Raw genomic sequence first — 14418 nt, 5'->3', positions numbered from 1 at the left:
GTCAGTCGGTGACGGGCTGCGCGCTCTCGCCGGTGGTGTCACCGGTCGTGTCGCTCGTGCGGGTGCGGCGACGACGGCGCGGGGCCTTCTCCGGCGCGGCCTCGGCGGCGGGCGGGGCCGTGTCCGTGGGCGTGTCCGTCGGCGTGCCCGGGGTCGCCTCCGTGCCCTGCTCCACCTCGACGCCGGAGCGCGTGCGGCGGCGGGTCCGGTTCCGCCGGGGACGCTCGACGCGTTCCTCGACGACCCCCTCCTCGGCCTGCTCGTCCGGGGCCGACGGCCGACCGCCGCGGCGGGAGGAGTCCGACCCGCCGCTCCCGCCGGACCGGGCGCGGCGGCCCTTGGCGGCGCCGACCTCGCCGAGGTCCTCGACCTGCTCGGCCTCCAGACCGGCGCGCGTGCGCTGGGTCCGGGGCAGCCGGCCCGTCGTGCCCTCGGGGATGGACAGGTCGTCGAACAGGTGCGGCGACGTGGAGTACGTCTCGACGGGCTCGCCGAAGCCGAGGCCGAGCGCCTTGTCGATGAGGCTCCACCGCGGCAGCTCGTCCCAGTCCACGAACGTGACGGCGACACCCGTGTTGCCCGCGCGGCCGGTGCGGCCGATGCGGTGCAGGTACGCCTTCTCGTCCTCGGGGCACTGGTAGTTGACGACGTGCGTGACGTCCTCGACGTCGATGCCGCGCGCAGCGACGTCGGTGGCGACGAGGACGTCGACCTTGCCGGTCCGGAAGGCCCGCAGCGCCTGCTCGCGCGCACCCTGGCCGAGGTCGCCGTGGATGGCGGCCGCGGCGAAGCCGCGTTCGACGAGCTGCTCGGCGACGGAGGCCGCTGTGCGCTTGGTGCGGCTGAAGATGATCGTCAGCCCGCGGCCCGTGGCCTGCAGCATGCGGGCCAGCACCTCGACCTTGTCGAGGGCGTGGGTGCGGTAGGCGAACTGCGTGATCGCGGCGACGGTGGCGCCGTCGTCCGTCGGGTCCACCGCGCGGATGTGGGTCGGCTGGCGCATGTAGGACCGCGCCATCGCGACGACCGGACCGGGCATCGTCGCCGAGAAGAGCATCGTCTGGCGGGCCGGGTTGGTCTGCGCCAGGAGCCGCTCGACGTCGGGCAGGAAGCCCAGGTCGAGCATCTCGTCGGCCTCGTCCAGGACGACGCACGCGACGTGCGACAGGTCCAGGTGACGCTGCTGGGCGAGGTCCAGCAGGCGGCCGGGGGTGCCGACGACGACGTCGATGCCCTTGGCCAGGGCCTCGATCTGCGGCTCGTAGGCGCGGCCGCCGTAGACGGTGAGGATGCGGGCCGGGTACGACCGGCTGGCCGTCGTCAGGTCGCCGGCGACCTGCGTCGCGAGCTCGCGCGTCGGGACGATGACCAGGGCCTGCGGCTTGCCCGGCGCGGGCAGCGCGTCGTAGTCGGCGTCGCCGGGGACGGCGGTGCGCTGCAGCAGCGGGACGCCGAAGCCGAGCGTCTTGCCCGTCCCCGTCTTGGCCTGGCCGATGATGTCGTGCCCGGTCAGCGCCACGGGCAGCGTCATGGACTGGATGGGGAAGGGGGTCGTGATGCCCGCCCCGGCCAGCGAGGCGGCGATGCGCGGCTCCACTCCGTGCTCGGCGAAGGTGCGCAGCGCCGGGGCCTCGGCGGTGGGGGCGACGGTGTCGGTCTCGTCGCTCGTCGTGCTCGTGTCGGTCATGCGTCTCCCGTGCGAGGGGCGAGCGCGGCCGCGTCCGCGGAGGACCCGCCCCAGCGGCTCGGCGAGAAGTCGGAGCCAGGAGCGGGGAACGTCGTCAGGCGGAGCGTGCAGCCGCGTCGCGGCAGTCGGCAGCCGATCGTGACTGGCGACCGGGCAACCCTGAACCCCGTCATGGTAACCGGCTGCGTCGCCGGTGTGACGCGCGGGCGTCCTGCGCGGCGCGCCGCGGGGGCGGTGGACGGTCCCGCCACCCCCGCGCCGTGCCCGCGCAGGGGGTCAGCTGAGGCCGAACCCCACGCGGCTCTTCTCCTGCGCGCCGATGTCGACGTACCCGATCGAGGCCGCCGGGACCACGACCTGACGGCCCTTCTCGTCGAGCAGCGACAGCACCGTGCCCGCGGACAGCGCCTGCGAGACGGCGCTCGTGATCTCCTCGCTGGTCTGGGCCGACTCGAACACCAGCTCGCGTGCGACGTTCTGCACGCCGATCCGAACCTCCACCGCAGTCCCCTCCCGGGTCGCCGATCTGGACTTGCCGCCGCCTCGCCCGAGACGGCTCCGGCTCCACGCTAGTCGCCCGGCGCGGCACCCGGCCGCCCGGTTCGCTGCCGGCGGACGGTCGGGCGGCGACCGCGGGGGCGTGCGGGTCCCGGCCACACGGGTCCCGGCGACACGGGTCCCGAGCCACGCCGCGGGCGGCTGACATGCTGCGCGGGTGCCCGCCGCCGTCCCGACCCCCGCCCGCCGCGCCCTGCTGCTGGGGGGTGCCGGGCTGCTGCTCGCCGGCTGCGTGGAGCAGACCCCGTCCGACACACCCACCTCCACCACCGGGGCGGCGGGACCCTCGCCGTCCGCGTCGTCGTCCCCCTCGTCGTCCCCCTCGTCCTCCACCCCGTCCGCCACCCCGTCCACGCCCGCGCTGCCGCCCGGCCTGACGGCCGACGACGTCCGCGCCGGCGTGCTCGGCGCCGACGTCCCGCAGTCCGGCGGCGGGGTCCTGACCGTCGTCCCCGGTTCCTCCGCGGCGCCGCCCTCGGCCCGTGTCCGCACCGTGCGCGTCGAGGTCGAGCAGGACCTCGTCGCCGCGGGGCTGCTCGACCCGGTCGCCTTCGCCGACTTCGCCCTCGGCGTCCTCAACGACCCGCGCAGCTGGGGTTCCGGCGGCACGACGAGCTTCGCGCGGACCGACGGCGACGCGCAGATGCGCCTCGTCCTGGCCACGCCGGACACCTCGGCCGCGCTGTGCCGGCCGCTGCGGACGATGGGCACGCTCTCGTGCCGGTCCGGGGACGCCGCCGTCCTCACCTGGCACCGGTGGGTGCGGGCCATCCCCGACTACGGCCAGGACCGCACGGGCTACCGGCAGTACGTCGTCAACCACGAGATCGGCCACGTCCTCGGTCACGGGCACGAGCCCAACCCCGGCCCCGGGCGACTGGCGCCGGTGATGGTGCAGCAGACGAAGGGGCTCCGCGGCGCGCTGCCCAACCCGTGGCCCCACCCCTGACCCTCACCGCACCACCGTGCGCGGGCCGGTCCCGTCCCGCCACGACGTGATGCGCAGGCGCTCGCCGTCGAGCTCGGTGAGGACGACCGCCGTGGGGTGCAGGCGCACGAGGACGTACGGCTCCGGCGGGTGCCGGTCGGCCGTGTACGCAGCCAGGACGTCCTCGTCCGTGACCACCTCGGCGCGACCGGAGACCTTGGCGTCCCCGTCCGCCATCGACCCGTCCCCGGTGTGGGCGTGCAGGGCGAAGCGCGGGTCGCGGCGCAGGTCGTCCAGCTTGCGCGCCATGACCATCGACCCGAGCAGCAGGTCGCCGCGCCAGTGGTCGACCTCGGTGCCCCACACCCGGGGGGAGCCGTCCCGCGAGAGCGTCGCCAGCACGTGGTGGCGGGCGGCGGTGAAGCGCGCCAGCACGGCGGCGGCGAGGTCGGGGGCGCCGACCTCCACGTCGCTCCACCGCGGGCCGGGAGAGGGGGCGTTCGTCATGGCGGCACCCTGCACCGGGGGTCCGACACGAGCACCCCTCTGACAGGCTGCCGCTGTGGAGAACGCGCTGCCCGCCCGGGCCGAGGAGGTCCTCGAGGTGGTCCACGCCATCCCGTCCGGGCGGGTGCTGACGTACGGCGACGTCGCCGCGCGTGTCGGCGACCGCGGCCCCCGCTTCGTCGGCAACGTGCTGCGGCGCTTCGGGTCCGGTACGCCCTGGTGGCGGGTCCTGCGCGCCGACGGCAGTGCCCCGCCGCCGCTGGCCCCCGAGGCGCTGCACCGCTGGCGGACCGAGGGGACGCCGCTGCGCCGGCTGGCCCACGACCCCGCGGACGTGCGGGTCGACCTGGACCGCGCCCGCTGGGACGCGGGCTCCTGGACGGCCCCCTGGGAGGAGGTGCCCGCCCCGTGACCGCCCGCCCGACCCTGGTGGACGACCTGCGCGCGGCCCGCCGTCGCTTCTCCGTGGAGTTCTCGCCCGCCCACGACGAGGCCACCGCGCAGCGGCAGTGGCGGGCCGTGCAGCGCCTGGCGCCCCTCGGGCCCGTCTTCGCCTCGGTCACCTACGGGGCGGGCGGTGGCGACCGCGCCGGCAGCGTGGAGCTCGCCTCCCGGCTGGCGCGCGAGACCGCGATCCGTCCGCTGGCCCACCTCACGGCCGTCGGTCAGTCCACGGCCCAGCTCGCCGACGTCCTCGACGAGCTCGCCGCCGGTGGGGTGCGCGACGTCCTGGCGCTGCGGGGGGACCCCGACGGCGACCCCCGCGCCCCCTGGGAACCGCACCCGCAGGGGCTGCAGCACGCCGACGAGCTCGTGCGCCTCGCGCTGCAGCACGGCGCCGAGACCGTCGCGGTGGCGGCCTTCCCCCTGGGGCACCCCGACTCGCCCGACCTCGACACCGACGTGCGCCACCTCCTCGGCAAGTTCGCCGCCGGCGCCCGGTGCGCGATCGCCCAGCTGACGTTCGACGTCGAGGACTTCCTGCGGCTGCGGGACCGGCTCGCGGCCGCCGGCTGCGACGTCCCGCTGCTGCCGGGGCTGCTGCCCGTCACGAGCCCCCGCGTGCTGGAGGTGACGCGCCGGCTCACCGACGGCCACGAGCCCTCGTGGCTGCACCGCCGTCTGGACCCCTTCCTCGACGACCGCGGAGCCTTCCGGGAGGAGGGGATGCGGGTGGCGGTCGAGGACGGCCGTCGGCTGCTCGCCGAGGGCGTGGAGGTGCTGCACCTGTACTCCCTCAACGCCGCCTCCAACGTCGAGGCGCTCGTCGGTGAGCTGGGGCTGGCTGCGCCCGCCGGAGACGGCTGACGGTGGGCTCGACGCGCCGGGGCCCACCGGGAGGCGGCGTCCGGGGTCGTGTCGGACCCGTGTGGTCACATGACGGCGTGCTGAGGGTGGACGTGACGGACGCGGGTGCTGCGGGTGGCGCACAGGGTGGCGGGGGCGAGGGGCGGCGCCGGCCGCCGGTGCCGCGGCTGCGGCGCGCCGTACCGGTCGTCGCCGACGCGCCGGTGGCCGACGACCGCCAGGACGCCGTCGTCGCGACCCGTCCCGGCAGCGGCCCCCTGGTCGTCGTGGGGGCTCCCGGGACCGGCCGCACGCACACGCTCCGCGCGCTGGTCACCGCCCGCGTCGCCCGCGACGGCGTCGACCCCGACCGCGTCCTCGTCCTCGCGCCCACGCGCCGGGCGGCCGACCTCCTGCGCGACGACCTGTCCGACGCCCTGCGCCGCACGACCGGTCAGCCCGCGGCCCGCACCCCGCAGAGCTACGCCTTCGGCGTCCTGCGCCGCGTGCACGTCCACGAGGGGGCCCCGCCGCCCCGCCTGATCTCCGGCGCCGAGCAGGACGCGATCCTCGCCGACCTCCTGCGCGGCCACCTCGCGGTGACGTCGCAGGACGCGCCCTCCGAGCTGTTCGACCTCGACGCCGACGGCACGGTCACCCTCACGGGCGCGCTCGCGGCACCCGACTGGCCCGGGGACGTCCCGCGGGCCTCCTGGGGCCTGCGCAGCTTCCGCAACGAGCTGCGGGACCTCTTGATGCGCGCCGTCGAACGAGGGCTGCGCGCGGAGGACCTCGTCGAGCTCGGCCGACGCCACGACCGCCCGGAGTGGGTCGCCGGAGCCGCCGTGCTGGAGGAGTACCTGCAGGTCAACGCCCTGGGGCGGGCCGAGGCGTACGACCCCGCGGCCGTCGTGGACGAGGCCGTCGCCGCGTTGCGCGCCGAGCCCGAGCTCCTGGCCGCCGAGCGCGACCGCTGGGACCTGGTGGCCGTCGACGACGCCCACGACCTGTCCGAGGCCGGGCTCCGCCTGCTCGAGGCCGTGGCCGGCGGGCGCGACCTCGTGCTGACGGTCGACCCCGACAGCGTCACGCAGGGCTTCCGCGGCGCCGACGCGCGCACGGCCTCGGCGCTCGCCGACCGCTTCGCCGTCCGTGGCGCCCCGGCGCGCGCCGTGGTCCTGGGGGCCGACCACCGGCAGCGGCCGCCCCTGCGCGCGGTCACGCGTGCGGTGGCCGAGCGGGTGGGTGCCCTCGGCGGGGCGCCGCAGCGGGCGGCCGTCCCGGTGCGCTCCGGGGAGGGCCGCGTCGAGGTCGCCGTGCTCGGGTCCCCGACGCAGGAAGCCGCCTGGGTCGCCCAGCGGCTGCGCCGCCGGCACCTCCTCGACGGCGTCCCGTGGTCGCAGATGGCGGTCGTCGTCCGGTCCGCCGGGCACACGGCCGCGCTGCGGCGCGGGCTGACGCACGCCGGTGTCCCGCTGGCCGTGCCCCTGGCCGAGGTCCCCGTGCGCGACGAACCGGCGGTCCGGCCCCTGCTGACGGCCCTCGCGGTCGTCCTCGACCCGGCCGAGCTGACCGAGGCCGTCGCCCACGAGCTCGTGACCTCCCCCGTCGGCGGGGCCGACGTCGTGGCGCTGCGCCGGTTGCGGCAGTCGTTGCGGCGCAGCGAGAGAGCGGACGGCGGTGGGCGCAGCAGCGACGTCGTGCTCACCGCCGCGTTCGCCGAGGTCCTCGCCGATCCCGAGGCCGACCCGGGGGCCGACCTCGAGGCCGGCGCGGGCGCCGACGGGACAGTGGGGGACCGGGCGCGCGTGCAGGGCGACGACCCGGCGCTCCTCCCCGCCCAGCGCGTCGCCGCCGTCCTGCGTGCCGGCCGCCGCGCCGCCCTCGCCGCCGACGCCTCCGCCGAGACCGTGCTCTGGGCGGTCTGGGACGCCACCGGCCTCGCGACCCGCTGGCAGCGGTCGGCGCTCGCGGGCAGCACGCTCGAGGGGGCGGACGCCGGACGGGCCGACCGCGACCTCGACGCCGTCCTCGCCCTGTTCGAGGCCGCCGGTCGCTTCGTCGACCGCTTCCCCGGCGCGGGCAGCGCGGCCCGCTTCCTGGAGCAGCTGCAGAACGCCGAGGTGCCCTCGGACACGCTCGCCGACCGCGCCCCGGACGCCGGGGCCGTGACGCTGACGACCCCGCAGGGCGCCGTCGGGCGGGAGTGGGACCTCGTCGTCGTCGCGGGGGTGCAGGAGGGGGTCTGGCCGGACCTGCGACTGCGCGGGTCCGTCCTGGGAGCCCAGGCGCTCGTCGACGTCCTGGAGGGCCGCGACAGCGAGGGTCCAGGGGCCCGCCGGGCCGTCCTCGAGGACGAGCTGCGGTTGTTCCACGTCGCGGTCTCGCGGGCCCGTGAGGAGCTCGTCGTGACGGCGGTCCGCACCGAGGACGAGCGCCCGTCGGCCCTGGTCGACCTCGTGGCCGACCTCGCGACCGTCCCGGCGGCGGCGGGAGCCGACGGCGACGACGAGCGCCCGTTGTCGACGGTGCCGCGGGCGGTGTCCCTGCCCGCGCTCGTGGCCCGGCTGCGGCAGGTCGTCTGCTCTCCCGACGCCGTCGAGACCCCGCTGCGGCGCGCGGCCGCGGCGCGGCAGCTGGCCGAGCTGGCTCGCGCCGGGGTGCCCGGCGCGGACCCGGGCGACTGGTACGGGCTGGAGGAGCTGACCGACGACGGTCCGCTGCGCGCGCCGGAGGACCCGGTCGCCGTCTCGCCCTCGCGCGTCGAGAGCTTCGAGCGGTGCGGGCTGCGCTGGCTGCTCGAGAGCTCCGGCGCCCGGCCCGGTGATTCGACGGGGCAGTCGATCGGGAACCTCGTCCACCGCATCGCCGCCGAGGCGCCCGACGCGGACGCCTTGGAGCTGCGACGCCGCCTCGACGTGCTGTGGCCCACGCTCGGGCTCCCGGACGGCTGGGTGGCCGACACCGCCCGGGCCCGCGCCGAGCGCATGGTCGACAAGCTCGCGGAGTACTACCGCGAGGCCCGGCGCGAGGGACGCACGCTCGTGGGGGTCGAGCTCGACGTCGACGTCACCGTCGGACGGGCCCGCATCCGCGGCCGGGTGGACCGCCTCGAACGCGACGCCGCCGGCCGTCCCGTCGTGGTGGACCTCAAGACGGGCAAGACCCAGCCCTCCAAGGCCGACGTCGCCCGGCTGCCGCAGCTCGGCGTCTACCAGCTCGCCGCGCAGGAGGGGGCGTTCCACACGATGCCCACCCGCGCGCCGTCGTCCGGCGGGGCGGCGCTGGTCCAGCTCGGGGGCACGCAGAAGAAGGCGCCCCAGCAGCACCAGGTCGCCCTCGACGACGACGAGGACCCGTCGTGGGCCCGGGAACTCGTCGAGCACGCGGCCGAGGGCATGGCGGCCGGCACCTTCGAGGCCGTCGTCGGCCCGCACTGCGGGTACTGCCCGGTCGCCAGCTCCTGCCCGGCGCAGGACGCCGGCCGCAGCGTCGTCGAGGAGGGGGGCCGCTGATGCTCACCGCCCTGGAGATCGCCCAGCGGCTCGGCCGTCCCGCGCCCACTCCCGAGCAGGTCGCCGTCATCGAGGCGCCCGTCGAACCGCTGCTGGTCGTCGCGGGCGCCGGCTCGGGCAAGACGGAGACGATGTCGTCACGGGTCGTCTGGCTGGTGGCCAACGGCCTCGTCGCCCCCGAGGACGTCCTCGGCCTGACCTTCACGCGCAAGGCCGCGGGGGAGCTCGCCGAGCGCGTCCGCCGACGGCTGCGGGCCCTGCGGGCGCACGGACTCGCGCCCGGGGCCGAGGGTGCCACCGACGACCCGCTGGGGGAGGGCGAGCCGGTCGTCTCGACGTACCACGCGTACGCCGCCTCGCTCGTGAGCGACCACGGCCTGCGGCTCGGGATCGAGCCGCAGTCGACGGTGCTGTCCGACGCCGGGGCGTGGCAGCTCGCCTCCGAGGTGGTCGAGACGTGGCGGGGCGACCTGCCCGCGGTCGACGCCGCCCCGACCACGCTGGCCGCCGCGCTCCTGCAGCTCGCGGGGGAGTGCGCCGAGCACCTCGTCGACGCCGACGACCTCATCGGCTTCGTCGACGAGGTGGAGGCGTTCGTGCGGACGCTGCCCAAGGACGACAAGGCCGTGGCGAAGTTCGGCGCCGGCGTGCCCGGCGAGCCGTACGCCAAGGTCTCGGCCCTGCTCGCGGTCCAGCAGGCCCGCAAGCAGGTCGTCCCGCTGCTGCGGGAGTACCAGCGCCGCAAGCGCGAGGCCGACCAGCTCGACTTCGGCGACCAGGTGCTCGTCGCGGCCCGGCTGGCGCGCGAGGTCCCCGCCGTCGCCGCCACCGAGCGCGCCCGGCACCGCGTCGTGCTGCTCGACGAGTACCAGGACACGAGCTACGCCCAGCTCGCGCTGCTGCGCTCGCTGTTCGGCGACGGCCACCCCGTGACCGCGGTCGGCGACCCCCACCAGTCGATCTACGGCTGGCGCGGCGCCAGCGCCGGCAACCTCGTGAGCTTCCCCGCGCACTTCCGCCGCGTCGACGACACGCCCGCCGCCCGGCTGCCGCTGGCCACGAGCTGGCGCAACGACGTGGGCGTCCTCGCGGCGGCGAACGTCGTCGCCGGGCCGTTGAACGACGCCCTCGACGCGGGCAGCGTCGCCGTCCTGCGTCCGCGCCCGGGCGCCGGTACCGGCCGCGTCCGCACCGCCTTCGCCTCGACCGTCGAGGAGGAGGCCGCCGAGGTCGCCGCCCGCTTGTCGGAGGTCTGGCGCGCCGACTCCGAGCGCCTCGCCGCCGCGCGCCGGGTGCCCGGCGCCGAGGTGCGGCCACGACGGACCGCGGCCGTGCTGTGCCGCAAGCGGTCGCAGTTCGTCGTCCTGCAGCGCGCGCTGCGCGAGGCCGGCCTCCCCGTGGAGGTCGTCGGTCTCGGCGGCCTGCTGTCGACGCCGGAGGTCGCCGACGTCGTCGCGACGCTGCACGTGCTGCACGACCCCGGCCGCGGTGACCACCTCGCCCGTCTGCTGACGGGTGCCCGCTGGCGCCTCGGTCCCCGCGACGTGGCCGCGCTCGGCGCCTGGGCGCGGCAGCTGCAGCGCCGCCGGAACCACGGCGGCGACGGGGACGGCGGGGCCAGCGTGGACCTGGACCCGGTCGACGTCGTCGTCCTGCCCGACGAGGTCGAGGGGGTCAGCCTCGTCGAGGCGCTCGACGAGCTGCCGACCGCGGGCTGGACGGGGCCGGACGGTCGTGGGCTGTCGCCGCGTGCGCTGCGCCGGCTGGCCCGGCTCGCGGGGACGCTGCGACGCCTGCGCACCCGGACGCACCTGCCGGTGGCCGACCTGGTGGGGGAGGTGGAGCGCTCCCTGCTGCTCGACGTCGAGGTGGCCGCCCGGCCGGGCAGTTCGCCGTCCTTCGAGCGCAGCAACCTCGACGCCCTCGCCGACGCGGCGGCGTCCTTCTCGGCCGGGTCGCAACGACCGGGGCTGGGCGGGTTCCTGTCCTGGCTCGACGCCGCGGAGGTCCGCGAGCGCGGTCTGGAGCCGGGGGCCTCCGACGTCGCGACGGACGCGGTGCAGCTGCTGACGGTCCACGCCAGCAAGGGCCTGGAGTGGGACGTCGTCGCCGTCCCCGGGCTGGTGGAGAAGAGCTTCCCGGCCACGGGGGACACCGCCCCGGGGTGGCTGGGGGGCAGCAGCTCCCTCGGTGTGCTGCCGTACCCGCTGCGCGGGGACCGCACGAGCCTGCCGGAGTTCGCCATCACGTCCGCCTCGACGCAGCAGGAGCTGAACGCGGCGCGGGAGGACTTCCTCGCGGCCTGCGGGGACCACCAGCTCGCCGAGGAGCGGCGGCTGGCGTACGTCGCGTTCACCCGGGCCAAGGAGGAGCTGCTGCTGTCGGGCGCCTCCTGGGACGAGGCGACCAAGCCGCGGGAGCCGTCGCGGTTCCTCCTGGAGGTGCTGGAGGCACCGCCGGGCAGCGTGCCCGGGCTGGTCTCCCTCCCGCCGGCGCCACGGCCCGAACCGGACGCCGTGAACCCGCGCACGGCGAACCCGCAGCGCGTCGTCTGGCCCGTGGACCCGTTGGCGTCGCGCCGCGTGGACGTCGACGCAGGGGCCACCTTCGTCCGGGCCGCCCTGTCGGCCGCGGACCCGGGAGGCGACGACGGGCCCGTGGTGGACGAGGTGGAGGACGAGGAGGTCCGGTCCTGGCGGGAGCAGACCGCGCTGCTGCTCGCCGAACGCGCTGCGGCCCACCAGGCCCCGAGCGTGCTGCTGCCGGCGCACCTGTCGGCCTCCCGCCTGGTCGCCCTCGCCCAGGACCCCGACGCGCTCGCCCTGCAGCTGCGCCGCCCGGTGCCGCTGGAGCCGCGACCCGCCACCCGGCGCGGGACCGCGTTCCACGCCTGGCTCGAGCAGCGGTTCACGGCCAGCTCGCTGCTCGACCTCGTCGACCTGCCCGGATCGGCTGACGAGGACGCGGCGCCCGACCGTGAACTGGCTGCGCTGCAACGCACCTACCTCGCCTCCGAGTGGGCGTCGCGGGACCCGGTCGCCGTCGAGGTGTCGGTCGAGACGCCGGTGGCGGACCTCGTGGTGCGCGGTCGGATCGACGCGGTCTTCGCCACGACGGGTGCGGACGGCCGGACGCGCTGGGACGTCGTGGACTGGAAGACCGGCCGCCCCCCGGAGGGCGAGGGTGCCCGGGCCCGCGACGTGCAGCTCGCCGTCTACCGGCTCGCGTGGTCGCGCTGGCACGGCGTCCCGCTGCAGGACGTCAGCGCGGCGTTCTTCTACGCCTCCACCGGGGACACCGTGCGACCGGTCGACCTGCTCGACGCCGACGACCTCGAGCGGCTGGTCCGCTCGGTACCCGCCGCGCCGGGGCTGTGACCCCGGGTGCTCAACCGCCGGCTCCCCACGCCGGCGGCGGGCACGTCGCCACGTCCGTCCCGTCGTCCTCGACGGCGGCGGCGTGGTCCCTCGAGTCCAGGCGCGGGACGTAGCCGAGGTCGTCGGCGGCGAGCCGCAGGTCCCAGTGCGGGTGCTCCGCGCCGGAGACCGCGGGGTAGACGCCCGCGACGACCGGGGTCTGCAGCGCCCGCGTCACGAGGTCGCGCAGGTCCTCCGGGCCCAGCCAGCCGGCGAGCTGGCTGCGCACGGTGGGGACGGGGACGGTGGCACCCAGGCGCAGACCGATCGTGCTCAGTCCCCACCGGTGCGAGAACACCCCGGCGACGGCCTCGTCGAACGCCTTCGTGGCGCCGTAGGGGCAGCACGGGGCCGGGGCCCAGGTCGGATCGACGGGGACGCGACCGTCCGCCTCGTAGCGGCCCATCGCGTGCACGGAGCTCGCGTAGACGACGCGGCGCACGCCGTGCTCGGCCGCGGCGCCGAGCAGGGCGGCGAACCCGTCGACGTTGGGGCCGCGCAGGTCGTCCCACGTCGCGGTGGGTCTCGGATCGCCCGCCAGGTGCACCACCGCGTCCACCCCGTCCACGGCCCGGGCCAGCAGGGTGCGGTCGGTCAGCTCGCCCGTGAGCACCTCGGCGTCCGCGGGGACCTCCGACCGGTCCGCCGGCGCGGTCCGGTCGAGGAGTCGCAACGGCCGGTCCCGCAACGCCGGCAGCAGCAGGCGGGCCACGCGCCCGGAGGCGCCCGTGAGGAGCAGCGGTGCGGTCACGCCACGACCCTGGCACGCGGGGTGGACCGTGGCGACCGGGTCCCGGAAGGGCTCAGAAGTGCAGGTCGACGACGACGGCCCGGTGGTCGCTGCCCCCGACCTGCTCGATGCGGGACTCGACCCGGACCTGCGCGTCCAGCCCGTCGGCGAGGGCGTGGTCGAGCTGCACCTTCGGCGCGGGGGCCGGGAAGGTCGGCCCGGTCACGAGCGGACGCCACGGCAGGACGCGCCGGACGATGCCCGGCGGCAGGTTCAGGTCGCCCAGCAGGACGAGGGGGCGGGGCAGGGTCCGCGCGAAGTCCCGGACCATGCGCAGCTGCCGCCCGGCGTGCCAGGGGGTGAACGACAGGTGGGTGCCGAGGACGCTCAGCGGTCCGGCCGGGGTGTCGACGACGGCGGCCACGACGACGCGCTGCTCGTCGGGCACCAGTCGTGGTCCGGACGCCGGGTCCAGGACGGGCAGGCGCCCACGCCCGGCGGGCATGCGCAGCTCGCGGAAGCCCAGAGCGGTGTCGTGGCCGCCGCGCACCAGGAGGGCGATCCCATAGGACGGCTCCTCCGGGACGGTCCGGTGGGCGTCGCGGATCCCCTGCGCCGCACCGGGAGTCCCGTGGACGGTGGCCGCGAACCAGCCGTGCGCGCCGAGTCCGGCCGCCAGCAGCGCGGTCTGGTCGACGCCGCCGCTGCGCGGGAGCAGGTGGTCGACCTCCTGGACCGCGACGACGTCGGCGTCCAGGCGCGCCACCGCCTCCACCAGGGCGGGCGTGTCGACCCGGCCGCTGCGCAGGTCCCGGCCCGAGGCCGCGTTGACCGAGGCCAGCCGCAGGCGCACGCCGATCAGCCCAGCGGGGTCGCGTCGGCGTGGGCGGCGAGCTCGTCGAGCATCCGCCGCGCGTCCTCGACGATCTCCGGGTCCTCGATCCGCAGCCCGAGCAGCAGCCATCGCGCCAGCGCGAGCTCGCCGGCCAGGCGCGCCCGCAGCAGGAGGTCGGGGTCGGGGGGTTCGGGCAGGGCGTGGGCGTACGCCTCCAGGACGGACTCCAGGGCGTCCGGGTCCGCGCCCACCGCGAGCCACGCGAAGTCGTCCGCGGGGTCGGCGATCTTGGCGTCGACCCAGCCCGTGACGCCCGTGACCGCCGCGCCGTCGGTGCGCACGTGCTCACCCACGAGGTCGCCGTGGACGGGGGTCGCCGCGAAGCGCCAGTGGGTCACGTCCTCCATGAGCGCCTCCCACCGGGTCAGCAGGCGCGGGGGGACGTGGCCGGTCCCGGCGGCGCGGTCCAGCTCGGACAGCCGCCGGCGCCGGTACTCCTCGGCGTCGTAGACGGGGACGCCGGCCTCGCTGAAGACGGAGCCGTCGATCTGGTGCAGGGCCGCCAGGCCCGTCCCGAGGGAGGCGGCCAGCCCGGGGCCGGGGCGCAGCGTGCCCGGGTCCAGCGGGTGGCCGGGCAGTTCGGGGTGCACGACGCACCGGCCGCCGTCGGGCAGCGCCAGCGTCCCGGCGACCGAGGGCACGGCGAAGGGCAGCGGGTCGTGCAGCCCGTGGAGCCCCGTCAGGAGCTCGACCTCGGCGTCGAGGGCGGCCGCCGCCGCCGCCCGGCGGGGGGCGCGGACGACGTAGCGCGTTCCGTCGGCGCCGACCGCGAGCGCCACGTCGAAGTCGGCCCCGTCGTCCTCGGCCGGACCGGCCGCGACCACGTCCAGGTTCCGCACGGCGGCGGTGGCGAGGGCGGCGAGGACACGGGGCGAGCGGGCTGGCACGCCCCCAC

At 77.2% G+C, this 14418-nt stretch carries 11 protein-coding genes; 5 read left to right on the top strand and 6 right to left on the bottom strand.

Translation table 11 applies throughout. The features are described 5' to 3' along the window. Position 1: 1 nt before the first annotated feature. Together ACFEMC_RS13920 and ACFEMC_RS13915 are read right to left on the bottom strand one after the other, a co-directional pair. Entirely contained in the window at positions 2-1687 is a 1686-nt protein-coding gene (locus ACFEMC_RS13920) for a DEAD/DEAH box helicase (RefSeq protein WP_380170184.1), read from the bottom strand. A gap of 276 nt (positions 1688-1963) precedes the next feature. Further along, entirely contained in the window at positions 1964-2188 is a 225-nt protein-coding gene (locus ACFEMC_RS13915) for a DUF3107 domain-containing protein (RefSeq protein ID WP_380170183.1), read from the bottom strand. A gap of 214 nt (positions 2189-2402) precedes the next feature. On the opposite strand from ACFEMC_RS13915, the gene ACFEMC_RS13910 reads away from it, so the two are divergent. After that, complete coding sequence (locus ACFEMC_RS13910) at positions 2403-3194, top strand: DUF3152 domain-containing protein (RefSeq protein ID WP_380170182.1); 792 nt, start codon at positions 2403-2405, stop codon at positions 3192-3194. A gap of 3 nt (positions 3195-3197) precedes the next feature. On the opposite strand, the gene ACFEMC_RS13905 is transcribed toward ACFEMC_RS13910, so the two are convergent. After that, positions 3198-3680, bottom strand: coding sequence for a pyridoxamine 5'-phosphate oxidase family protein (locus ACFEMC_RS13905; RefSeq protein ID WP_380170181.1), 483 nt, complete (start codon positions 3678-3680; stop codon positions 3198-3200). Between the two features lie 55 nt (positions 3681-3735). Here ACFEMC_RS13905 and ACFEMC_RS13900 point away from each other — a divergent pair, with 55 nt between their 5' ends. From ACFEMC_RS13900 to ACFEMC_RS13885, 4 genes are all read left to right on the top strand, one after another. Then, positions 3736-4092 carry an MGMT family protein gene (locus tag ACFEMC_RS13900; RefSeq protein ID WP_380170180.1) on the top strand — a complete coding sequence of 119 codons (357 nt, stop codon included), beginning with the start codon at positions 3736-3738 and terminating at the stop codon, positions 4090-4092. Further along, the gene (locus ACFEMC_RS13895) at positions 4089-4988 is read left to right on the top strand and encodes a methylenetetrahydrofolate reductase (RefSeq protein WP_380170179.1); all 900 of its coding nucleotides are present in this window, start codon (positions 4089-4091) and stop codon (positions 4986-4988) included. The genes ACFEMC_RS13900 and ACFEMC_RS13895 overlap by 4 nt, the downstream gene beginning before the upstream one ends. Before the next feature lie 92 nt (positions 4989-5080). Further along, a complete protein-coding gene (locus ACFEMC_RS13890; protein WP_380170178.1) occupies positions 5081-8482 on the top strand; it encodes an ATP-dependent helicase in 3402 nt (1133 codons plus the stop codon). Further along, positions 8482-11859 (top strand): ATP-dependent helicase, encoded by a 3378-nt coding sequence (locus ACFEMC_RS13885; protein WP_380170177.1) that lies wholly within the window; start codon positions 8482-8484, stop codon positions 11857-11859. The genes ACFEMC_RS13890 and ACFEMC_RS13885 overlap by 1 nt, the downstream gene beginning before the upstream one ends. Before the next feature lie 10 nt (positions 11860-11869). Here ACFEMC_RS13885 and ACFEMC_RS13880 read toward each other — a convergent pair whose 3' ends face one another. The 3 genes from ACFEMC_RS13880 to ACFEMC_RS13870 are packed head-to-tail and all read right to left on the bottom strand — an operon-like array spanning position 11870 to position 14410. Beyond that, on the bottom strand, positions 11870-12649 hold the full coding sequence (locus tag ACFEMC_RS13880) for an NAD-dependent epimerase/dehydratase family protein (protein WP_380170176.1): 780 nt from the start codon (positions 12647-12649) through the stop codon (positions 11870-11872). Positions 12650-12701: 52 nt separating this feature from the next. Beyond that, positions 12702-13481, bottom strand: coding sequence for an endonuclease/exonuclease/phosphatase family protein (locus ACFEMC_RS13875; RefSeq protein ID WP_380170175.1), 780 nt, complete (start codon positions 13479-13481; stop codon positions 12702-12704). A gap of 5 nt (positions 13482-13486) precedes the next feature. Then, positions 13487-14410: a phosphotransferase gene (locus ACFEMC_RS13870; RefSeq protein ID WP_380170174.1), complete on the bottom strand. Its 924-nt coding sequence runs from the start codon at positions 14408-14410 to the stop codon at positions 13487-13489. Positions 14411-14418: the final 8 nt, after the last annotated feature.

It is taken from the genome of Kineococcus sp. DHX-1 (assembly GCF_042473625.1).
GTDB lineage: Bacteria > Actinomycetota > Actinomycetes > Actinomycetales > Kineococcaceae > Kineococcus.
Note: the sequence above shows the minus strand (reverse complement) of the source record. Positions and strands in the feature narration are given on the sequence as shown.

What these genes read in the sequence shown, in the direction of transcription:
- ACFEMC_RS13905 (WP_380170181.1), bottom strand. Translation starts at nt 3,680, where the DNA reads ATGACGAACGCCCCCTCTCCCGGCCCGCGGTGGAGCGACGTGGAGGTC.
- ACFEMC_RS13885 (WP_380170177.1), top strand. Translation starts at nt 8,482, where the DNA reads ATGCTCACCGCCCTGGAGATCGCCCAGCGGCTCGGCCGTCCCGCGCCC.
- ACFEMC_RS13920 (WP_380170184.1), bottom strand. Translation starts at nt 1,687, where the DNA reads ATGACCGACACGAGCACGACGAGCGACGAGACCGACACCGTCGCCCCC.